The sequence below is a fragment of the Rhodococcus sp. TAF43 genome, assembly GCF_052113525.1.
GTDB lineage: Bacteria > Actinomycetota > Actinomycetes > Mycobacteriales > Mycobacteriaceae > Prescottella.
The window spans coordinates 104,995-126,707 of sequence record NZ_JBFRDL010000001.1 but is presented as its reverse complement, the minus strand read 5'-3'; the positions used below and the strand labels follow the sequence as shown (position 1 = coordinate 126,707).

Here is a 21,713-nt window from a genome sequence, read left to right as displayed (position 1 = left end):
AGAATGCGGAGTTCACGCCAATACAGCGGTAGAGTGGTCGATGGTTCAGCGTGAACTGTCGGTGTCTACGCGTGTCCAAGCCGGTGAACCGGTGCGGACGTGCGTTGGATGCAGGCAGAAAGGGCTGGCCGCCGACCTGCTCAGGGTCGTGGCGCGGGAGGCCGAGTCCGGTGGATTCGTCCTCACCCCCGATCCGAAGCGAAGGCTCCCAGGGCGCGGTGCGTGGTTGCACCTCGACCCGAAGTGCCTGGCTGAGGCGGGTCGGCGCCGAGCATTCGGCAGAGCACTACGGGTGTCCGGAAGTCTGGATTCCTCGGAACTCGACCGGCTGACCGAGCCGGGCGGGATGTTCGAGACATCGAAGGCGGGTCATTCGAACCTGTGAAAACAGGCACAGTGATCACGCAGGACGTAGTACCACTCGGGACCTCTCGGGTTGCACAACACTCGGGAATGTCGAGCAGTACCTCAGAGAACAGGCACAAGCACTCATGAGCACACCGTGAAGCACCAGCGATGAACGTCCATCGGAGATAACCGAGGTCGTGCGGGCAAGTCGCTCGCTCGACCTCTCAGTAGAGGAGAGCAGTGGCAGGCAAGGCCCGCGTGCACGAGTTGGCGAAAGAACTCGGTGTCACAAGTAAGGAACTACTCGCACGGCTCAAGGAGCAGGGCGAGTTCGTGAAGTCGGCGTCCTCCACGGTGGAGGCGCCCGTCGCGCGTCGTCTGCGGGAGTCGTTCCCGTCCGCGAAGTCGCAGACCGAAGGCAAGACGGAAGGCTCGGACAGTGCTCCGCGTCCGTCCGCCAAGCCCGGTGCGGTCGCGCCCAAGCCCGGTGCCCCGCGCCCCGGCCCCAAGCCCGCTCCGGCCGCTCCCGCGGCCCCGGCGGCAGAAACCCCGGCGGCTCCGGCCGCTCCCAGCGCTCCGGCCGCCAAGGTGCCCGGTCCGCGCCCCGGCCCGGCACCCACGCCGGCGCCGAAGCCTGCCCCGCAGGCACCCGCTGCTCCGGCCGCGCCCGCTGCTCCGGCAGCTCCGGCGGCCTCGGCCGCTCCGGCTCCAGCAGCCCCGACCGCTCCGGGCCCCAAGCCCGGTGGTCCGCGCCCCGGCCCCAAGCCGCCGCGCGTCGGTAACAACCCGTACTCCTCGGCTCCCGCCGACCGTCCGGCTCCGCGCCCGGCACCCGGTGCCCCGCGTCCGGGTGCTCCGCGTCCGGGTCCGCAGGGCGGTGCCCCGCGTCCGGGTGCTCCCGGCGCTCCGCGCCCGGCCGCAGGTCCCGGTGGCCCGCGTCCGGCTCCCGGCCAGGGCGGCCCCCGTCCCAGCCCCGGATCCATGCCTCCCCGTCCGAGCCCCGGTGCGATGCCGGCCCGCTCGTCGCGTCCCGCACCCGGTGCGGGTCGTCCCGGCGGCGGCCGTCCCGGCGCTCCCGGCGGTCGTCCGGGTGGTGGTGGCGGTGGCTACCGCGGTGGCGGCGCTCCCGGTGCCGGTGCTCCCGGTGCCGGTGCAGGTGCCGGCGCTCCCGGTGGATTCCGCGGTCGCCCCGGTGGCGGCGGCGGACGTCCGGGTGGTCGCGGCGGTGCCGCGGGCGCCTTCGGTCGCCCCGGTGGCGCTCCGCGTCGCGGTCGTAAGTCGAAGCGGCAGAAGCGTCAGGAATACGATTCCATGCAGGCGCCCGCCGTCGGCGGCGTGCGGTTGCCCCGTGGCAACGGTGAGACCATCCGTCTCGCTCGCGGCGCATCCCTCTCCGACTTCGCGGAGAAGATCGACGCGAACCCGTCGGCACTGGTCCAGGCGCTGTTCAACCTCGGCGAGATGGTCACGGCCACTCAGTCGGTGAACGACGAGACCCTCGAGCTGCTCGGCGGCGAGATGAACTACGTCGTCCAGGTCGTGAGCCCGGAGGACGAGGACCGCGAGCTGCTCGAGTCGTTCGACCTCACCTACGGCGAGGATGCCGGTAACGAGGACGACCTCGAGTCGCGTCCGCCGGTGGTCACCGTCATGGGTCACGTCGACCACGGCAAGACCCGCCTGCTCGACACGATCCGCAAGGCCAACGTCCGCGAGGGCGAGGCCGGTGGCATCACCCAGCACATCGGCGCCTACCAGGTGCTGACCGAACTGGACGGCAACGAGCGTCTGGTGACCTTCATCGACACCCCGGGTCACGAGGCCTTCACGGCCATGCGTGCGCGTGGTGCCAAGGCCACCGACCTTGCGATTCTCGTGGTCGCAGCCGACGACGGCGTCATGCCGCAGACGGTGGAAGCGATCAACCACGCCCAGGCGGCCGACGTGCCGATCGTGGTCGCGGTGAACAAGATCGACAAGGAGGGGGCGAACCCGGACAAGATCCGCCAGCAGCTCACCGAGTACGGCCTCGTCACCGAGGAGTACGGCGGCGACACCATGTTCGTCGACATCTCGGCCAAGCAGGGCACCAACATCGATGCCCTCCTGGAAGCGGTGCTGCTGACCGCGGATGCCTCCCTGGATCTGCGCGCCAACCCGGACATGGATGCCCAGGGTGTCGCGATCGAGGCGCACCTCGACCGTGGCCGTGGTCCCGTGGCGACCGTGCTCATCCAGCGCGGCACCCTGCGGGTCGGCGACTCGATCGTCGCGGGCGACGCCTACGGCCGCGTCCGTCGCATGATCGACGAGCACGGAGACGACGTCGAGGAGGCACTGCCTTCGCGTCCCGTCCAGGTCGTCGGCTTCACGTCGGTCCCCGGCGCAGGCGACAACCTGCTCGTGGTCGACGAGGACCGGATCGCCCGCCAGATCGCGGACCGGCGTAATGCACGCAAGCGCAATGCGCTCGCTGCCCGCAGCCGCAAGCGCATCAGCCTGGAAGATCTGGATGCCGCGCTCAAGGAGCACAACGAGCTCAACCTCATCCTCAAGGGCGACAACTCCGGCACCGTCGAGGCGCTGGAAGAGGCCCTCATGGGGATCGAGATCGACGACGAGGTGCAGCTGCGCGTGATCGACCGCGGTGTCGGTGGCATCACCGAGACCAACGTCAACCTGGCGTCCGCGTCCAACGCGATCATCATCGGCTTCAACGTCCGTGCCGAAGGCAAGGCGACGGAGCTGGCGAACCGCGAGGGCGTCGACATCCGGTACTACTCGGTGATCTACCAGGCCATCGACGAGGTTGAGAAGGCCCTCAAGGGCATGCTCAAGCCGGTCTACGAGGAGGTGTCGCTGGGCAAGGCCGAGATCCGTGCCATGTTCCGCTCCTCGAAGATCGGCAACATCGCCGGCTGCCTCGTCACCTCGGGCATCGTGCGCCGCAACGCGAAGGCACGCCTGATCCGTGACAACGCGGTGATCGCCGAGACGATGACGATCTCGTCGCTCAAGCGGGAGAAGGACGACGCGACCGAGGTCCGCGAGGGCTACGAGTGCGGTCTGACCGTCACGTACTCCGACATCAAGGTCGGCGACGTGATCGAGGCCTACGAGCTTCGCGAGAAGCCGCGGGACTAGTCGCACCGCACGTGTCCCTCCCCGGTGGCCTGGTGTCACCGGGGAGGGACACTCCGGCTGTGCCGGTAGTCGACATCTCACACCGGAGGGAGGACTGGTGTATCTCGGTGCGCTCGAGATGGACATCCTGTTCGGCGATGTGCGGTCATTGAAGGAGAAGCGGTCGCTGGTCCGACCGGTTCTGACCGAATTGCGCCGATATGGGGTGTCAGCTGCCGAGACCGGCGAGCAGGACCGCTACAGGCGGGCCCTGCTCGGTGTCGCGGTGGCCAGTTCGGGGGTCGATCATGTCCACGAGGTGCTGGATCAGTGCGAGCGGCACGTCGCTGGACGACCGGAACTGCAGTTGCTGGCAGTTCGACGAAGAATTTTCGGCCCCGAGGATTAACGGGCTGACGGCGGAGATATCCCAGAGAGGAGACTGATTGCCATGGCAGATCCTGCACGCGCACGCAGGCTCGCTAAGCGAATCAGCACGATCGTCGCGACGGCGATCGACCACGAGATCAAGGACCCGCGTCTGGCCTTCGTGACCATCACCGACGCGAAGGTCACGGCCGATCTGCACGACGCCACCGTGTACTACACGGTGATGGGGGCGGACCTCGAGTCCGAACCCGACGTCGCGGGTGCCGCCGCCGGTCTCGAGAAGGCCAAGGGTGTGCTCCGCTCCAAGGTGGGCGCCGGGACCGGGGTGCGGTTCACGCCGACCCTGACGTTCGTCGCGGACACCGTGCCGGACACCGCTCGGCACATGGAAGAGCTGCTCGCTCGTGCGCGCGCCGCGGACGATGCCGTGGCACGTGCCCGGGAGAACGCGCAGCCGGCGGGCGACGCCGACCCCTACAAGGAGTCGCGCGCGGCCGACGGCGACGAGTCTGCCGGCGGGGACGTGTCCTCGTCCGAGGACAACTGACCCGCGGCGCCCATGACCCACTGCTCGGAAACCTCGCCCCCGGCCCTCGGCCCGCAGAACCTGCATGCGCAGGATGCGGTCGAGGTGCTGGCGGGTGCGACGTCGGTGACGATCCTCTGCCACCTCCAACCCGATGCCGACACGATCGGTAGCGGTCTTGCTCTCGGAATGGTCTTCGAGCGCAAGGGAATTCCGGTCCAGGTGTCGTTCGCGGCGCCCGCTGACCTGCCGGTGTCGATGTCGGGTCTGCCCGGCACGCACCTGCTGGTTCCGGCGGACGACGTCGACGAGGACGTCGATCTACTCGTCACCGTCGACTGCGGCAGCACGGGACGGCTCGGCAAGCTGGCGTCCCGTCTGGGCGGGGCGCGGCGGTCGCTGGTGATCGACCATCACCGGTCCAACACCCGTTTCGGGATGTTCAACCTGGTCGACGAGTCCGCCGAGGCGACCACGGCCGTGCTGGCGGAAATATTCGACCTGTGGGGTGTGGAGATCGACGCCGACCTCGCGCACTGCCTGTACGCCGGACTCGTGACCGACAGCGGATGCTTCCGCTGGGTGCAGCCGGGCACACACACCCTCGCCGAGCGACTGCTCGGCACCGGCATCGACGGCGCCGCCATTGCGCGCCGACTGCTCGACACCCACCCGTTCGGCTGGCTGCCGATGCTCGGCTCCGTGCTGTCGTCGGCGGCCCTGGTGCCGGACGCCGCGGACGGCCGCGGACTGGTGCACGCGGTGATCCGCTGCGCCGACTCCGCCGGACTCGGGTCCGAGGAAGTCGAGAGCGTCATCGACATCGTGCGCACCACCTCCGAGGCGGAGGTCGCGGCGGTGTTCAAGGAGTCCGCGCCGGACGTGTGGTCGGTGTCGCTGCGCTCGAAGGAGTCGGTGGACGTCTCTGCGGTCGCGGAACGGCTCGGGGGCGGCGGGCACCGGTTCGCGGCCGGCTACACCGCGACGGGCACCAGCGAATCGGTCGTCGCCGCGTTGCAGGAAACCCTCGGCTGACTTGACCGGCACGACAGACCGCACCACCGAGATCGCCGAGGGCGACGTCGGGGCCCGCCGGATCCTCGGGCTCGCGCTGCCCGCGCTCGGCGTTCTCGCCGCGGAGCCGCTCTACCTCCTGCTCGACATCGCCGTCGTCGGGCATCTCGGTGCCCTCGCGCTCGCGGGCCTCGCCGTCGGCGGGCTCGTCCTCGCCCAGGTCAGCACCCAGCTCACGTTCCTCTCGTACGGGACCACCGCGCGGGCGTCGCGCATGCACGGCGCCGGCCGGGAACGGGACGCGGTCGGGGAGGGTGTGCAGGCCACGTGGCTGGCCCTCGGCATCGGCGCGGCGCTCGTCGCCGTCGTCCAACTGCTGGCCGGGCCCATCACGTCGCTGATCGCGGGGTCCGGCGACATTGCCTCCGAGGCGGAGCAATGGCTGCGTGTCGCGGTGTTCGGGGCGCCCCTGATTCTGGTCGCGATGGCCGGCAACGGCTGGATGCGCGGTGTGCAGAACACCATGCGGCCCTTGCGGTTCGTACTGGTGGGGCAGGCGATCTCGGCGGTGCTGTGTGTGCTGCTGGTGCACGGCGTGGCCGGGGCGCCCCGGCTCGAGTTGGTCGGGTCGGCGATCGCGAACGTCGCGGGTCAAGCGACGTCGGCGGTGCTGTTCGGGGTGGCGTTGCTGCGCTCTGGTGTGCCGCTGCGGCCGCGCGCCGGGATCATGCGGGCGCAGATGGTCCTCGGCCGCGATCTGATCCTGCGGAGCCTGGCCTTCCAGGCGTGCTTCCTGTCGGCGGCGGCTGTCGCGTCGCGGTTCGGTGCCGCGTCTGTCGCCGCCCACCAGGTGGTGCTGCAGCTGTGGAACCTGGTGTCGCTGACGCTCGATTCGCTCGCGATCGCCGCGCAGACCCTGGTGGGGGCCGCACTGGGCCGCAGCGACGTGCGCGGAGCGAAGCGGCTCGCGTGGCGTCTGACGCGTTGGTCGGCGGTGTTCGCGATGGTGCTGGCCCTGGTGTTCGCGGCCGGGCACACGGTGATCCCGGCGCTGTTCACCGAGGATCCCGCCGTGCTCGACCAGGCGGCGGTGGCGTGGTGGTTCTTCGTCGGCATCACGCCGGTCGCGGGCGTGGTGTTCGCGCTCGACGGCGTGTTGCTGGGTGCGGGCGATGCCGCGTTCCTGCGGACCGCGACGCTGGCCTGCGCACTTGTCGGATTCCTCCCGCTCATCTGGGCGTCGCTGGCCTGGGACTGGGGACTGGCCGGAATCTGGACGGGGCTTACTGTGTTCCTCATGCTGCGGATGTTCGCTGTGTTGTGGCGCACAGCGTCGGGCCGCTGGGCCGTCGGGGGTTCCGATCTCCAGTTCCGGGAGACGAAAGGGTAGTGGTGTGGCAGGGAAGTTGATGGCGGTGAGCGACACACACGTCGGACACCGGGGGAATCGTCCGATCACCGAGGAGATCTTCCCGGACTCGCCCGACGACTGGCTGATCGTCGCGGGCGACGTCTCGGAGAAGACCGACGACATCCGCTGGGCACTGACGTTGCTGAAGAGTCGTTTCGCGAAGGTGATCTGGGTGCCCGGCAACCACGAGTTGTGGACCACCGCCAAGGATCCGGTGCAGATGCACGGGAAAGCCCGCTACGACTACCTCGTCGACATGTGCCGCGAGATCGGCGTGCTGACGCCGGAGGATCCGTACCCGGTGTGGGAGGGCGAGGGCGGTCCCGCCACGATCGTGCCGATGTTCCTGCTTTACGACTACTCGTTCCTGCCGGCCGGGGCGATCGACAAGGCCGACGGCCTGCGCATCGCGCGGGACAAGAACGTCGTGGCCACCGACGAGTTCTTGCTGTCGTCGGAGCCCTACGCGACCCGGGACGCCTGGTGTCGGGCCCGGATCGAGGAGACCCGGCGGCGACTCGACGCCCTGGACCCGTCGGTCCCGACCGTCCTGATCAACCACTTCCCGCTGGTCCGTGAGCCCACCGCCGTCCTGTACTACCCGGAGTTCGCGCTGTGGTGCGGCACCGAGGCGACCAAGGACTGGCATACCCGCTACAACGCCGTGTGCTGTGTGTACGGCCACCTCCACATTCCCCGCACGACGTACTACGACGGGGTGCGGTTCGAGGAGGTGTCCGTCGGTTACCCGCGCGAGTGGCAGCGCCGCGGCCTGCCCGACAAGCTGCTGCGCCAGATCCTGCCGGTGCCGGACTACGCGCCCGGCACCCTGAACAAGTTCGGCGGACACTTTCGGATCACCGCGGAGCAGGAAGCGGAGTACGAGCGGATGAGAGCGCAGCGTTGAGAGGAACTGGGTTGATCGAGCGCATTCTGCCCACCGGTGTCGCCTCGGCGGAGCTGTTCGAGGACCCGCCCGGCCTGCAGCCGCATCCGCAGGAGGAGTCGCTGATCGCGAAGGCGGTCGAGAAGCGCCGCCGCGAGTTCATCGGCGCCCGCCACTGCGCCCGGCTCGCTATGGCGGACCTGGGGATGGAACCGGCCCCGATTCTGCGGGGCGACAACGGTTCTCCCGTGTGGCCGCGGGGCGTCGTGGGGAGCCTGACGCACTGCGACGGCTACCGCGCCGCGGTCCTCGGCTACGCGATGCAGGTCCGCAGCGTCGGCATCGACGCCGAGCCGAACGGGCCACTGCCCGACGGCGTTCTTGACGCCGTGAGCCTGCCCGAGGAACGCGAGTGGCTCACCGGCGTCGACCCGGCCGTCGTGCACTGGGATCGGCTGCTGTTCTGCGCCAAGGAGGCCACCTACAAGGCGTGGTTCCCACTGACGCGGCGCTGGCTCGGTTTCGAGGACGCACACATCACGTTCACCGGCGGGACCGAAAGCGCCGGCGGTGGGGCGATGGGTTCCTTCCATTCGAGGCTTCTGGTGCCGGGCGGAACGACCGACGGATCAGCGCCGCTGGTCAGCTTCGACGGCCGCTGGCTGGTGTCGGACGGGCTGATCGTCACGGCCATCTCGGTGAGCTGAGTAGGAGCCGAGTCGGTGATCCGACCGGCGGCTGGCAGAATCGGACCACGTGTCCAAGTCTCAAAAACCGTCCTCCGGCCTCGTCGGCGCCGGCCTGCTGATCGTCGACAAGGATGCGGGGATGACCAGCCACGACGTGGTCGCCCGGTGCCGGAAGCTGCTCAACACCCGCAAGGTGGGCCACGCCGGAACCCTCGACCCGATGGCGACCGGTGTGCTGATCCTCGGTGTGGAACGAGCGACCAAGCTGCTAGGACTGCTGGCATTGACCACCAAGTCGTACAGCGCGACGATCCGGCTGGGCCAGGCCACCACGACCGACGACGCGGAGGGGGAGGTCCTCTCGACCTCGGACGCGTCGGCCGTCACCGACGAGCAGATCGCGGCCGAGGTTGCCAAGCTCACCGGCGACATCCAGCAGGTGCCGGCGAGTGTGAGCGCCATCAAGGTCGACGGTCAGCGCGCTCACGCCCGGATCCGTGCGGGGGAGGAGGTCACGCTCGCGGCCCGTCCCGTGACGGTCTCCCGCTTCGAGGTGCTGGCGCGGCGCGACGTGCCGTCCGAGGACGGGGGATTCGTCGACCTCGACGTGGACGTCGACTGCTCGTCCGGCACTTACATCCGCGCACTCGCCCGGGATCTGGGTGCGACGCTCGGAGTCGGTGGCCATCTGACGGCGCTGCGACGCACCAGCGTCGGGCCGTTCACACTCGAGCATGCCCGCACCCTGGACCAGCTCGCGGACGATCCGGGCGTCAGCCTCGACATCGACCAGGCCGCACAGACGGCGTTCCCGCACCGGCAGATCACCGCCGAGGAGGCCGAATCGATCAGCCAGGGCCGGTGGCTCGAGCCGATCGGGTTGAAGGGCGTGTACGCGGCGATCGACCCGAACGGGCACACCATCGCCCTGCTGCAGGAGCGCGGCAAGCGGGCCAGTTCGGTGATGGTGGTGCGGCCGGCGACCCTCCAGTAGCGCAGGTGTTCAGCTGCCCGGAATGAACCCCGGGTAGACGAAATGCACCGGCCCGCCACCGGGCTCGTTCGACCCCATCGATCCGGGGTAGTCCATCGGCAGGTGGACCAGCTTGTGCGGATTTCCCTCGCGGTCGGCCTGCCAGCACTCGGACAGGACGCCGTGGAAGCCGGTGCACACGATGCGGGTGCTGGTGCCGAAGGGTGACGTCAGCCGGTTGCGGCTGACGAACGGATTCCAGTAGTCCGGGTCGGTGGGCGTCAGGAAGCCGTAGTACTCGGCGGGACCGGTGGCGCTGGGGTAGGGCGGGACCGGCGGCCATTCGTCCGCGGAGGCGATTCCGGCACCGGCGACGGCGACGGCACCGATGGCGGACACGGTCGCGGCCGATCGTGCGATCCGACGGACGACTGAGTTCATCACGGACCTCGTTCCGGTCGTGTGCCGCCCGACGTGGTGCGGTGAGCCGAGCCTAGACCAGCCAGATGGCCTGTGCGGCAGGGTTGCCGAGGTCGACGGTGTCCGGCCGCGCGTCGAGCCGGATCGACACGGTGCCGGCGAAGTCGCGACGTTCGACGACGGCGATCTCGGTGTCGAGTGCGATCCCGACCGAGTCGAAGTAGCGCAGCATCGCCGGATCGGCGTCGGAGATGCGGGCGACGCGCCCGGAATCGCCGTCCTGGAAGTCGCTGAGCTGGCGGGCCGGCGGCGTGGGCACCGAGCCGTCGGCGGCCGGAATGGGATCGCCGTGCGGATCGCGCTCGGGGAATCCGAGCTTGGCGTCCATCCGGTCGATCATGCGGTCCGAGACGGCGTGCTCGAGAACCTCCGCCTCGTCGTGCACCTCGTCCCAGCCGTACCCGAGTTCGTTGACGAGGAACGTCTCGATGAGCCGGTGCCGGCGCACCATCGACACGGCCGCGGACCGGCCGGCGTCGGTCAGCGCGATCGAACCGTACCGGGCATGGTCGACCAGACCCTGGTCGGACAGCTTGCGGATGGCCTCCGAGACGGTGGATGCCGAGACGCCGATCCGCTCGGCCAGCAGCTTGGTCGACACCCGCTCGCGCGACCATTCCTGGACCGTCCAGATCACCTTGAGGTAGTCCTGCGCCACCGACGACAAGGTCTCCGGGCGGGTCACCTCGCTCGGAGGGGTTACGTCTGACTTCTGCGTGGCCACGGTTACGAGCTTAGGCAACAGTCACCCGGGACACACATCAACATCCCGTCGGACACACCGCTGCCGTGCGCACAACGGACACCGGAGTCGCCGACCGGTTCGTTGATCGCGCAACATGATCAGCGGATTCGCACCGCAGAGTCGGTCCGAACGTGACCGGCGTCCGCAGTGGCCGTAGGCTGCCACCTGTGCAGAGATGGCGAGGTCTGGACGATGTGCCGGCGGACTGGGGGCGTTGTGTCCTGACGATCGGCGTTTTCGACGGCGTGCACCGTGGGCACGCGCAACTGATTTCCCGCGCGGTCGGCGCGGCTCGTGAGCGTGGAATTCCCAGTGTCCTCATGACATTCGATCCGCATCCGGCGGAGGTCGTGCGCCCGGGTAGTCACCCGGCGCAGCTGACGACGCTGCCGCGGCGGGCCGAGTTGGCCGAGGAGTTGGGAATCGACGTCTTCTGCGTCATGCCCTTCACGACGGAGTTCATGAAGCTCTCTCCCGAGCGGTACGTCCACGAGATCCTGGTCGAGCGTCTGCATGTCGCAGAGGTCGTCGTCGGCGAGAACTTCACGTTCGGTCGCAAGGCGGCCGGCAATGTCGACCTGCTCCGTGAGACGGGCGCGCGGTTCGGATTCGCCGTCGACGGTGTGAACCTGCTCGCCGAGCACGCCGTCACCTTCTCCTCGACCTACATCCGCTCGTGCGTCGACGCGGGAGACGTCGCGGCGGCCACGGAGGCGCTCGGACGCCCGCACCGCGTCGAAGGCGTCGTCGTGCACGGCGACGGTCGTGGGCGTGGGCTCGGCTTCCCGACCGCGAACATCGCACCGCCGATGTACTCGGCGATTCCCGCGGACGGCGTGTACGCGGCGTGGTTCACCGTCCTGGGCGCCGGCCCGGTCGAGGGCACGGTGGAGCCGGGACAGCGCTACCAGGCGGCTGTCTCGGTGGGTACCAACCCGACCTTCTCCGGCCGTACCCGCACCGTCGAGGCATTCGTGCTCGACCGGGAGGCCGACCTGTACGGCCAGCACGTCGCGGTCGACTTCGTCGAGCGCGTTCGAGGCATGGAGAAGTTCGACTCGGTGGACGCGCTGATCGAGGAGATGGGCCGCGACGCCGAGAAGGCCCGCAAGATCCTCACCGAGGCTGCCGAGCACTGACCGAGGCGCCGTACCTGGTAGGATTTCCCGCTGGTGTGTGCTGCGGTTCGCGGCGGCCGCACCCGTCGGGGGTCCGGTGCGAGCCGGAATCGCCGATTTCCATTCACGCGGACGTCAGTTACAGGAGTGCACCAAGTGGCATTGACCACCGAGCAGAAGAAGCAGATCCTCGGCGAGTACGGACTGCACGAGACCGACACCGGTTCGCCGGAGGCGCAGGTGGCCATGCTCACCAAGCGCATCGTCGATCTCACCGAGCACCTGAAGATGCACAAGCACGACCACCACTCCCGCCGCGGCCTGCTGCTGCTGGTCGGACGCCGTCGTCGTCTGCTCAAGTACGTCCAGAAGGTCGACATCGCCCGCTACCGTTCGCTCATCGAGCGTCTCGGCCTGCGCCGATAAGACGGTCACACGGCGAGTTGGCTCGCCGACCTCACCGATAGCCAGCGAGGCTTGCATAGTCGATGCTTAGACTGAGCCTCGTTGGCTATCGGTGTTTGCACCACCCCCGCCGCCCGCGCCTGCAGCCGTGGCGTCGGTCTTCGGTAGTGGCCCTCCGGATGCAATCCGGCAGGCTTCGATCGATGGCCGCCTCCGCACTGTGAGGGGTGCGCAGCCGCGACCAGGAGGGTCGCGGCGCCCATGCGGATACGGCAAAAGACGAGAGGGAAGAGAAGAAAAGAAATGACAGAGAATTCCGCGAATTCCGCAAATTCCGCAATCGAGGTCGAAGAGGGCGTGTTCGAGTCCTCCGCCGTCATCGACAACGGGAGCTACGGCACCCGCACCATTCGTTTCGAGACCGGTCGCCTTGCTCAGCAGGCCGCCGGCGCCGTCGTCGCCTACCTCGACGACGAGACCATGCTGCTGTCGGCCACCTCGGCCAGCAAGCAGCCCAAGGAGCACTTCGACTTCTTCCCCCTGACGGTGGACGTCGAGGAGCGCATGTACGCCGCGGGCCGCATCCCCGGCTCGTTCTTCCGTCGTGAGGGCCGTCCCTCCACCGACGCGATCCTGACCTGCCGTCTGATCGACCGGCCGCTGCGCCCGTCGTTCGTCGACGGCCTGCGCAACGAGATCCAGGTCGTCGTGACGGTCCTGAGCCTCGATCCCAAGGATCTGTACGACGTCGTCGCGATCAACGCCGCTTCCGCGTCCACTCAGATCGCCGGTCTGCCGTTCTCCGGTCCCGTCGGTGGCGTGCGTGTCGCGCTCATCACGTCCGAGGACAACAAGAAGGGCCAGTGGGTCGCGTTCCCGACGGTCGAGCAGCTCGAGACCGCCGTGTTCGACATGGTCGTCGCGGGCCGCGTCGTCTCCGGCTCCGGTGACGACGCCGACGTCGCGATCATGATGGTCGAGGCCGAGGCCACCGAGAACGTCATCGAGCTCATCGACGGCGGCGCGCAGGCGCCCACCGAGGCGATCGTGGCCGAGGGCCTCGAGGCCGCCAAGCCGTTCATCGCTCGCCTGTGCCAGGCCCAGCAGCAGCTGGCCGAGAAGGCTGCCAAGCCGACCGGTGAGTTCCCGCTGTTCCCGGCGTACCAGGACGACGTCTTCGCCGCCGTCGAGGCCGCCGCGACCGAGAAGCTCACGGCCGCGCTGTCCATCGCCGGCAAGCAGGAGCGCGACGACAAGACCGACGAGGTCAAGGTCGACGTGCTCGAGCAGGTCGCTCCGCAGTTCGAGGGCCGCGAGAAGGAGATCGGCGCTGCGTTCCGCTCGCTGACCAAGAAGCTTGTGCGCCAGCGCATCCTGCGCGACCAGTTCCGCATCGACGGCCGTGGCATCACCGACATCCGGTCGCTGTCCGCCGAGGTCGCCGTGATCCCGCGTGCGCACGGTTCCGCGCTGTTCGAGCGTGGCGAGACCCAGATCATGGGCGTCACCACCCTGGACATGGTCAAGATGGCGCAGCAGATCGACTCGCTGGGCCCCGAGACCAGCAAGCGCTACATGCACCACTACAACTTCCCGCCGTACTCCACCGGTGAGACGGGTCGCGTGGGCTCGCCGAAGCGTCGCGAGATCGGGCACGGCGCCCTCGCCGAGCGCGCGCTCATGCCGGTGCTGCCCAGCCAGGAAGAGTTCCCGTACGCCATCCGTCAGGTCTCGGAGGCACTGAGCTCCAACGGTTCCACCTCGATGGGCTCGGTCTGCGCCTCGACGCTGTCGCTGCTCAACGCCGGTGTGCCGCTGAAGGCTCCGGTCGCCGGTATCGCGATGGGCCTGGTCTCCGACGAGGTCGACGGCGAGACTCGCTACGTCGCGCTCACCGACATCCTCGGCGCCGAGGATGCCTTCGGCGACATGGACTTCAAGGTCGCGGGCACGAAGAACTTCGTCACCGCCCTGCAGCTCGACACGAAGCTCGACGGCATCCCCTCGAAGGTGCTGGCCGGCGCGCTGTCGCAGGCGCACGACGCCCGCACCACGATCCTCGAGGTCATGGCCGAGGCCATCGACACCCCGGACGAGATGAGCCCGTTCGCGCCGCGCATCACGACCATCAAGGTCCCCGTGGACAAGATCGGTGAGGTCATCGGCCCCAAGGGCAAGATGATCAACTCGATCACCGAGGAGACCGGCGCCAACATCTCGATCGAGGATGACGGCACGGTGTACGTCGGTGCCGCGGACGGCCCGTCCGCGCAGGCTGCGATCGACAAGATCAACGCCATCGCCAATCCGCAGCTGCCCAAGGTGGGCGAGCGTTTCCTCGGCACGGTCGTCAAGACCACCGCCTTCGGTGCGTTCGTCTCGCTGCTCCCGGGCCGCGACGGACTGGTGCACATCTCCAAGCTGGGCAACGGCAAGCGGATCGCCAAGGTCGAGGACGTCGTCAACGTGGGCTCCAAGCTCCGCGTCGAGATCGCCGACATCGACAACCGCGGCAAGATCTCGCTGATCCCCGTGGAGGATGCTGCGGACGACTCCGCTGCCCCCGCCGAGGGTGACGCCGCCGCCGAGTAGGTCGGCCACAGCAGTACCGGGTCCGGCCCCGCACGGTTCGTCCGTGCGGGGCCGGACCTTTACCCGGGTGTATCGTGGATCGACGTTCACCGCACCTTCCGAGGTTTTCGGGACATCGTCCGGACTTAAGGAAACACGAACCGCCACATGGCTCAATCCCTTCGCGCGAAGCCCCTGAAGGCCCGACCCGGCTCCGCTCTCGATCCGCATCCCCGCACCGGCGTGCAGCGCACGGAGCTTCCCGGTGGCCTCCGGGTGGTCACCGAACACGTCCCGGGTGTGCGTTCGGCGTCCATCGGCGTCTGGGTCGGCGTCGGATCACGCGACGAGCAGCCCACCGTGGCCGGCGCCGCGCACTTCCTCGAACACCTGCTGTTCAAGTCCACCCCCACCCGCTCGGCGCTCGACATCGCTCAGGTGATGGACGGGGTCGGCGGCGAACTCAATGCGTTCACGTCCAAGGAGCACACCTGCTTCTACGCGCACGTCCTCGACGACGACCTGCCGCTCGCGGTGGATCTCGTGAGCGACGTCGTGCTGCGCGGACGGTGCCGGTCGGTCGACGTCGACGTCGAGCGTCAGGTGGTGCTCGAGGAGATCTCGATGCGCGACGACGACCCGGAGGATCTTCTCGGGGACGCGTTCCTGACCGCGCTGTTCGGTGACCACCCCGTGGGCCGGCCGGTGATCGGCAGCATCGAGTCGATCGAGTCGATGACCCGCAGCCAGCTGCATTCGTTCCACGTCCGCCGCTACACGCCGGATCGCATGGTGGTCGCGGTCGCGGGCAACGTCGAACACGAGCATGTCGTGGAATTGGTGCGCCGGGCCTTCGTGGGGCACCTGGACCGGTCCGCATCACCCGCACCACGGCGCGAGGGCGCGATCCGGCTGCGGACCGCGCCGACGCTGAGCCTGACGAAACGCGACAGCGAGCAGGCACACCTGGCGCTGGGCGTGCGGGCGTTCGGTCGCCACGAGGGACACCGCTGGCCACTGTCGGTGCTTAACGCCGCGGTGGGCGGAGGTCTGAGTTCTCGCCTGTTCCAAGTGATCCGGGAGGAACGCGGGCTCGCCTACTCGGTGTACTCGGGGGTGGACACCTTCGCCGACACCGGCGCCTTCTCGGTGTACGCCGGCTGCCAGCCGGAGAACCTCGGCGAGGTGGCGACCCTGATCCGCGAGGTGCTCGCGAACGTCGCGTCCGACGGCATCACCGACGCCGAGTGCGCCCGCGCGAAGGGCTCGCTGCGGGGCTCGCTGGTGCTGGGGCTGGAGGATTCGGGCTCACGGATGACCCGGATCGGCCGCAGCGAACTGAACTACGGCAACCACCAGTCGGTGTCGGAGACCCTCACGCGCATCGACGAGGTCACCACCGACGAGGTGCGTGACGTCGCCCGGGTCCTGCTCCAGCGGCCGTTCGCGGCCGCGGTGGTGGGGCCGTACCGGCGCAAGCGGGACCTGCCCGCATCGGTTCGGGGGATCGTCCAGTAGCGGTCTGACATCCCGGTGACCGCCGGGGAAGGGGAGCGGCATGCGGATTCGTGGAGCGGTGCTCGAGGAGATCGGGCGGCCGCGGCCGTATGCCGTATCGGCCCCCATCGTGGTCACCGATCTCGACCTGGATCCGCCCGGACCGGGCGAGGTCCTGGTCCGCATCGAGGCCGCGGGACTGTGCCATTCCGACCTGTCCGTCGTCGACGGCAGTCGCGTGCGGCCCGTGCCGATGCTGCTCGGTCACGAGGCGGCCGGTCGGGTCGAGGCACTGGGCCGGGGCGTCGACGACCTGGTCGAAGGACAGCGGGTCGTCATGACCTTCCTGCCGCGGTGCGGCGAGTGCGCCGGATGTGCGACCGACGGCCGGATGCCGTGCACGGTGGGCGGTGCGGCGAACAACGCGGGCACGCTGCTCGGTGGTGAACGCCGCCTGCATCGCGGCGGCTCGATCGTGCACCATCACCTCGGCGTATCCGGGTTCGCCACCCATGCGGTGGTGAATCGCCACTCAGTGGTGCCCGTCGACGACGACGTCCCGCCGGAGATCGCCGCCGTCCTGGGCTGCGCGGTGCTCACCGGTGGCGGCGCGGTGCTCAACGCGGGACGTCCGCGCGAAGGAGAGTCCGTCCTGGTGGTCGGCCTCGGGGGCGTCGGCATGGCCGCGATCCTCACGGCCGTCGCCTCCGACATCGGCGAGGTCATCGGGGTCGATGCGGTCGCGGAGAAGCTCTCTACCGCAGTCGAACTCGGTGCAACCCGGGTGCTCACCCCGCGAGAGCTGGCGGAGCAGGGGGTGGTTGCGGACGTCGTCGTCGAGGCTGCCGGCAACGCGCGGGCCTTCGAGGCCGCAGTGTCGGCGACGGCGCCCGGCGGCACGACGGTGACCGTGGGTCTGCCGGCGCCGGACGCGCGGGCGTCGATCTCGCCGCTGTCCCTCGTGGCGGGGGCACGCACGATCGTCGGCAGCTACCTCGGTTCGGCCGTGCCGGCCCGCGATATCCCCGTCTACGCCGATCTGTGGCGTCGGGGTCGTCTCCCGGTGGAGAGGCTCATCTCGTCGCGGATCGCCCTCGACGACATCAACGCGGGCATGGATGCGCTGGCCGACGGCACGGCGTTGCGTCAGGTGATCATGTTCGAGTGAGGCAGATCGTCGGGTTCGGCGCCCGGTCCGGCGCGTAGCATGGCGGCACGGGGGAACGATGTCGGCGGTGGTCGGGAATGGTTGTACTCGCCGGGATGGCGACCGCATTCGTGGTGGTGGGCCCGGGGCACCTGCCTGTTTACAGTCTTGTCGCGACCAGGGTCGGGTCGGCAATCCTGCTCCTGCTTCTGGTCGCAGTCGTGATCGCCGCGCTGGTGACGCGGTTCCGGAGGTGATGACCGCCGGTCTGGCCCGGGAGTAGCCTGGAGATCGAGTCGGTCCGGGCGGTCGGATTCATCCTGCCGTCGACGGCCGGCGGCATGGGCGGTGCCGGAAGGTGTTGCGCGGCAACCGTTCTTCCCGATTGTTCGCGGCCGCGATGAGGTGCCGTGGGGCCGGATGCGGCAGGCTTGCGACGATTCGGGCGGGAGGCCCCCCTCGCCCTCGATGCCGAGGTCGACGGCGATGGACGGGGCTGACGGAATATGAACGAACTGGCGGAATGGGACATCGTCACCGGCGTGGGGATCACGGCGCTCGGTGTCGCGGCGGGACGCGCGATGGAGACGCACCGCGAAGGCGGTCTGGTCTCGGACCCGTATGCGGAGGCGTTCGTGGAGGCGGCAGCGCCCCCGGTGCCGATGCCGACGCGACTGGATGCGGCCGAGGGCCTCGGGATCCCGTGGGAATCGATGGCGAACTACATGGGTGTGCGATCGCGGTACTTCGACGAGTACTTCGCCGCCGCCGGTGAGGCCGGAATCGACCAGGTGGTGCTGCTGGCGGCCGGTCTCGACGTGCGGGCCTACCGCCTCGACTGGCGGCCGGGGACAGTTGTCTACGAGTTGGACGCGCCGAAGGTGCTCTCGTTCAAGGGTGAGGTTCTGACCGAGCAGGGCGCGACCCCGCGGTCCGATCGGCGGGTCGTCGCGGTGGATCTTCGGGAGCCATGGGTGGTTCCCTTGCGGGACAAGGGTTTCGATCGCACCCGACCGTCGGCGTGGCTCGCGGAGGGCCTGATGCCGTTCCTGCCGAATTTGGCGAAGGAGCAGTTGCTCGGATCGGTCACCGAGTTGTCGACGCCGGGTAGTCGGATCTGTATCGAGCACGTCGACGACGTCCGGGGCATGCTGCAGGAACCGCAGTTCCACGACATGAACAAGCGTTTCGGGATCGACATGGAGGCGCTGTGGCCGGACGAGCCGGACTTCGGCCCCGCCGAGTGGCTTTCGGGGCACGGGTGGGACGTCGAGGTGATCCGATCGGCCGACGTCGCGGAGCAGTGGGGCCGGACCCTGGAGAATCCCGACCAGGACCCCATGCGGTCCAGCCAGTTCATCACCGCTGTTCGCCGGTGACTGTTCCCGTCCCGGTGTCCGGCACCGGTCGGCGCACCGTAGGCTTTCCCCCAAGGAATCGACGGGATCGGACGGAGCGTGGAAGTGACTTCAGCAGCACCCATCAGGGTCGGTGTTCTCGGTGCGAAGGGCAAGGTGGGCCGCGCGATGTGCGAGGCCGTCGAGCAGGCCGACGACCTCGAACTGGTGGCCGGTGTCGATCAGGGGGAGCGGATCGAGCACCTCGTCGACGAGCGCGCACAGGTCGTCATCGACTTCACCCACCCCGACGTCGTCATGGACAACCTGCAGTTCCTGATCGCCAACGGCATTCACGCCGTGGTCGGCACCACCGGGTTCGACGACGCCCGCCTCGCGCAGGTGCGGTCATGGCTGGCCGAGAAGCCGGGCGTCGGTGTGCTGATCGCCCCGAACTTCGCGATCGGCGCGGTGCTGTCGATGCGGTTCGCGGCCGCCGCGGCACGCTTCTTCGACTCGGTCGAGGTCATCGAGCTGCACCACCCGAACAAGGCCGACGCGCCGTCGGGCACCGCGTACCGCACCGCCGCACTCATCGCCGAGGCGCGGGAGAAGGCCGGTCGCGGACCCAGCCCCGACGCCACCACCACCGAACTCGAGGGCGCCCGCGGTGCCGACGTGAACGGCGTGCGCGTCCACTCGGTACGCCTGGCCGGTCTGGTCGCGCACCAGGAGGTGCTGCTCGGCACGCAGGGCGAGACCCTGACGATCCGGCACGACTCGATCGACCGGAACTCGTTCGCCCCCGGCGTGCTGCTCGGCGTCCGCGAGATCGGGCAGCGTCCCGGCCTCACCGTCGGTATCGACCCCCTGCTCGACCTGTGAAGAACCAGTCCACCCGTGTGGTCGCCGCGATCGCGGCGATCGTCGTCGCCCTCGCGTTCTACTTCGTGCTGCTCGGGCAGCGTGGCATCGCGCTGATCCAGGACGGTCGTGCCGTCCCGGTCGTCCTCGGCATTGCCGTGCTCGTCCTGCCACTGCTCGGCGTGTGGATGGTCGTCGCGACCATCCGGTCCGGGCTCGCACACCAGCACCTGGCCCGTCGGATGCACGACGAGGGCCTCGAGCTCGACGTCGACGATCTGCCGCGCCGCCCGTCCGGCCGGATCGAACGTGACGCCGCCGACGCGTTGTTCGCACAGGTCAAGCAGGAGTGGGAAGCCGATCCCGACAACTGGCGCAACTCGTACCGCCTCGCGCGGGCCTACGACTACGCCGGCGACCGCGGCCGCGCGCGCGACACGATGCGACGCGCCGTGTCGCTCGAGAAGCTCGAGCGCGAGGGCTGACCGCGATGGCTGACGCGTCGCCGGGGCAGGCGGAGAAGACCCTACTGGTGGTGCACCACACGTCTTCCCCGGCGACGCGCGAGTTGCTCGAGGCGGTGCTCGCCGGTGCTCGCGACCCCGAGATCACCGGCGTCACGGTGCGCTCGGTGCCGGCGCTGCACGCGACCGCCGTCGACGTCCTCGGCGCCGACGGCTACGTGTTCGGGACGTCCGCGAACTTCGGTTACATGTCCGGGGCACTCAAGCACTTCTTCGACACCGTCTACTACCCGTGCCTCGATGCGGTGGCCGGGCGTCCGTACGGGCTGTGGGTGCACGGCAACAACGACACCGCCGGCGCGGTGAAGTCGGTGCAGAAGATCGTCACCGGGCTGGAACTGACGCAGGCCGCGCAGATCCTGGAGATCACGGGGCCGATCGACGCGCAGGTCCGCGAGCGCTGCTACGAGCTGGGCGCGACCGTCGCGGTCACCGTCGCCGGGGACCTCTGACGGCCTCAGTTCATCGGAACCGTGTCGGGCGACGACCGATCCGGCGGTCCGGCCTGGAACGGCGGAGGGTTGTCGACGTCGAACACGTCCGGCAGGGTTGAGCACGTCGCGCCCGGTTCCGGAAACGTGTTGCGGTTCAAGCGAAGTGCCTCGACGAAGTGATCGATCCGCGAGTCCGACGGGCCGTCGGCCACCAGTTGGTGGCCCCACGACTGCAACGAGATCGGGACCGACAGGCCCGGGTACGGCGACATCATCAGATACGGCTGCCCCTCGACGCGACCGACGAGCCGGGCGAGGTCCGTGCCGGTGACGAGTTTCGGGTCATACGTGATCCACACCGCGCCGTGCTCGAGTGAGTGGACCGCGTTCTCGCTGCGGATCGGTGTGTCGTAGACGGTTCCGGTGCAGTCCGCCCACACCGCGTCGTGCGGTCCGCCGAACGGGGGAGTCCGGTCGTACGCGACACGCTGCTGCGGCCGGACGTGGAGACCCACCGGGTACTCGATGACCGTGATCCCCTCGATCCCCAGTGAGGGGTCGGGGTTGTCGGTGGTCGGCGCGAACGGCTCGGCGACCGCGGTGCCGCGGACCGTGCTGCCGCAGCCGGCGGTCGCCGCGATCACGATCAGTGCAGTCGCCGCTGCCGCGACCCGGACGAAGGGGCCCACGTCGGTGCCCGGACTACTTGCCGTCGACGAACTTGGTGAGGCCCTTGCTGGCGGTGTCGAGCGCCATGTTCCGTGCCTTCTTCAGCATGAAGCCCGGCAGCGGGATCTTCGGGTCGACGGTGAGCTCGAACTTCACCAGCGTGCCGTCGCCCTTGGGGGTGAGGGTGTACGCGCCGTCCTGGCTGTTCTGCTGCGTGCTCTCGACCAGCGTCCAGGACATTCCGGTGTCGCCGTCCCACGAGTAGTCGACGACCTGTTCGTCGTTGATGCCCATGATCGACACGGTCATCCGCACGCGGTGCGCGCGGCCGTCCGGATGGGTGCTCTCGACGATGACCTTCTTGTGAGCGGACGACCATTCGGGAAGCCGGTCCACGGCCGCGATCGCTGCCATGACGTCGGCCGGTGCGGCCTTGACCTCGAACTCCTTGGCCCCGGAAACAGCCATGCTCTGCACTCCCTCTACCCCGTGAACGATGAGACGCAATTAGACCATTCTCGGGGCCGGGATCACCGCAGGTCGGCGCGCATGGAGGAGAAAC

Annotated in this window: 22 protein-coding genes; 18 read left to right on the top strand and 4 right to left on the bottom strand. The window is 69.1% G+C overall.

The window, feature by feature from the left end:
• Nucleotides 1-40: 40 nt before the first annotated feature.
• From AB4Z09_RS00650 to truB, 9 genes are all read left to right on the top strand, one after another.
• Nucleotides 41-385, top strand: coding sequence for a YlxR family protein (locus AB4Z09_RS00650; RefSeq protein WP_114719734.1), 345 nt, complete (start codon nt 41-43; stop codon nt 383-385).
• A gap of 203 nt (nt 386-588) precedes the next feature.
• On the top strand, nt 589-3,492 hold the full coding sequence (gene infB, locus AB4Z09_RS00645; protein WP_114719736.1) for a translation initiation factor IF-2: 2,904 nt from the start codon (nt 589-591) through the stop codon (nt 3,490-3,492).
• A 97-nt stretch (nt 3,493-3,589) separates the two neighbouring features.
• Nucleotides 3,590-3,880 carry a DUF503 domain-containing protein gene (locus tag AB4Z09_RS00640; protein WP_114719738.1) on the top strand — a complete coding sequence of 97 codons (291 nt, stop codon included), beginning with the start codon at nt 3,590-3,592 and terminating at the stop codon, nt 3,878-3,880.
• Nucleotides 3,881-3,922: 42 nt separating this feature from the next.
• Nucleotides 3,923-4,408 carry a 30S ribosome-binding factor RbfA gene (rbfA, locus tag AB4Z09_RS00635; RefSeq protein WP_174909691.1) on the top strand — a complete coding sequence of 162 codons (486 nt, stop codon included), beginning with the start codon at nt 3,923-3,925 and terminating at the stop codon, nt 4,406-4,408.
• 12 nt (nt 4,409-4,420) lie between these two features.
• The gene (locus tag AB4Z09_RS00630; protein WP_174909693.1) at nt 4,421-5,422 is read left to right on the top strand and encodes a DHH family phosphoesterase; all 1,002 of its coding nucleotides are present in this window, start codon (nt 4,421-4,423) and stop codon (nt 5,420-5,422) included.
• 1 nt (nt 5,423) lies between these two features.
• Nucleotides 5,424-6,791 (top strand): MATE family efflux transporter, encoded by a 1,368-nt coding sequence (locus AB4Z09_RS00625; RefSeq protein WP_174909695.1) that lies wholly within the window; start codon nt 5,424-5,426, stop codon nt 6,789-6,791.
• Nucleotides 6,792-6,795: 4 nt separating this feature from the next.
• Entirely contained in the window at nt 6,796-7,719 is a 924-nt protein-coding gene (locus AB4Z09_RS00620) for a metallophosphoesterase family protein (RefSeq protein WP_442238985.1), read from the top strand.
• Between the two features lie 11 nt (nt 7,720-7,730).
• Nucleotides 7,731-8,405 carry a 4'-phosphopantetheinyl transferase Npt gene (gene npt / locus AB4Z09_RS00615; RefSeq protein ID WP_114719746.1) on the top strand — a complete coding sequence of 225 codons (675 nt, stop codon included), beginning with the start codon at nt 7,731-7,733 and terminating at the stop codon, nt 8,403-8,405.
• Nucleotides 8,406-8,454: 49 nt separating this feature from the next.
• Nucleotides 8,455-9,381 carry a tRNA pseudouridine(55) synthase TruB gene (truB, locus tag AB4Z09_RS00610; protein WP_114719748.1) on the top strand — a complete coding sequence of 309 codons (927 nt, stop codon included), beginning with the start codon at nt 8,455-8,457 and terminating at the stop codon, nt 9,379-9,381.
• A 9-nt stretch (nt 9,382-9,390) separates the two neighbouring features.
• Here the strand turns inward: truB and AB4Z09_RS00605 are convergent, their stop codons facing one another.
• Both AB4Z09_RS00605 and AB4Z09_RS00600 read right to left on the bottom strand, forming a co-directional pair.
• Nucleotides 9,391-9,801 (bottom strand): hypothetical protein, encoded by a 411-nt coding sequence (locus AB4Z09_RS00605; RefSeq protein ID WP_114719750.1) that lies wholly within the window; start codon nt 9,799-9,801, stop codon nt 9,391-9,393.
• A 52-nt stretch (nt 9,802-9,853) separates the two neighbouring features.
• The gene (locus tag AB4Z09_RS00600; RefSeq protein ID WP_147283479.1) at nt 9,854-10,525 is read right to left on the bottom strand and encodes a metal-dependent transcriptional regulator; all 672 of its coding nucleotides are present in this window, start codon (nt 10,523-10,525) and stop codon (nt 9,854-9,856) included.
• Nucleotides 10,526-10,752: 227 nt separating this feature from the next.
• On the opposite strand from AB4Z09_RS00600, the gene AB4Z09_RS00595 reads away from it, so the two are divergent.
• From AB4Z09_RS00595 to AB4Z09_RS00555, 9 genes are all read left to right on the top strand, one after another.
• Nucleotides 10,753-11,724: a bifunctional riboflavin kinase/FAD synthetase gene (locus AB4Z09_RS00595; protein ID WP_174909699.1), complete on the top strand. Its 972-nt coding sequence runs from the start codon at nt 10,753-10,755 to the stop codon at nt 11,722-11,724.
• Nucleotides 11,725-11,859: 135 nt separating this feature from the next.
• The gene (rpsO, locus tag AB4Z09_RS00590; protein WP_031939812.1) at nt 11,860-12,129 is read left to right on the top strand and encodes a 30S ribosomal protein S15; all 270 of its coding nucleotides are present in this window, start codon (nt 11,860-11,862) and stop codon (nt 12,127-12,129) included.
• Between the two features lie 282 nt (nt 12,130-12,411).
• Entirely contained in the window at nt 12,412-14,700 is a 2,289-nt protein-coding gene (locus AB4Z09_RS00585) for a polyribonucleotide nucleotidyltransferase (RefSeq protein WP_174909701.1), read from the top strand.
• A 147-nt stretch (nt 14,701-14,847) separates the two neighbouring features.
• The gene (locus AB4Z09_RS00580) at nt 14,848-16,197 is read left to right on the top strand and encodes a M16 family metallopeptidase (protein WP_442238984.1); all 1,350 of its coding nucleotides are present in this window, start codon (nt 14,848-14,850) and stop codon (nt 16,195-16,197) included.
• A gap of 40 nt (nt 16,198-16,237) precedes the next feature.
• Nucleotides 16,238-17,344: an alcohol dehydrogenase catalytic domain-containing protein gene (locus AB4Z09_RS00575; protein ID WP_442238983.1), complete on the top strand. Its 1,107-nt coding sequence runs from the start codon at nt 16,238-16,240 to the stop codon at nt 17,342-17,344.
• A 485-nt stretch (nt 17,345-17,829) separates the two neighbouring features.
• Entirely contained in the window at nt 17,830-18,702 is an 873-nt protein-coding gene (locus AB4Z09_RS00570) for a class I SAM-dependent methyltransferase (RefSeq protein WP_442238982.1), read from the top strand.
• An 84-nt stretch (nt 18,703-18,786) separates the two neighbouring features.
• Nucleotides 18,787-19,545: a 4-hydroxy-tetrahydrodipicolinate reductase gene (gene dapB, locus AB4Z09_RS00565; protein ID WP_114719766.1), complete on the top strand. Its 759-nt coding sequence runs from the start codon at nt 18,787-18,789 to the stop codon at nt 19,543-19,545.
• Nucleotides 19,542-20,009, top strand: a complete 468-nt coding sequence (locus AB4Z09_RS00560) for a hypothetical protein (RefSeq protein ID WP_114719768.1) — start codon at nt 19,542-19,544, stop codon at nt 20,007-20,009. The genes dapB and AB4Z09_RS00560 overlap by 4 nt, the downstream gene beginning before the upstream one ends.
• 5 nt (nt 20,010-20,014) lie before the next feature.
• Nucleotides 20,015-20,500, top strand: a complete 486-nt coding sequence (locus AB4Z09_RS00555) for a flavodoxin family protein (RefSeq protein WP_174909705.1) — start codon at nt 20,015-20,017, stop codon at nt 20,498-20,500.
• Between the two features lie 5 nt (nt 20,501-20,505).
• Here AB4Z09_RS00555 and AB4Z09_RS00550 read toward each other — a convergent pair whose 3' ends face one another.
• The gene (locus AB4Z09_RS00550) at nt 20,506-21,171 is read right to left on the bottom strand and encodes a DUF3105 domain-containing protein (protein WP_174909707.1); all 666 of its coding nucleotides are present in this window, start codon (nt 21,169-21,171) and stop codon (nt 20,506-20,508) included.
• A gap of 13 nt (nt 21,172-21,184) precedes the next feature.
• Nucleotides 21,185-21,619, bottom strand: a complete 435-nt coding sequence (locus AB4Z09_RS00545) for an SRPBCC family protein (protein ID WP_114719774.1) — start codon at nt 21,617-21,619, stop codon at nt 21,185-21,187.
• Between the last annotated feature and the right edge of the window lie 94 nt (nt 21,620-21,713).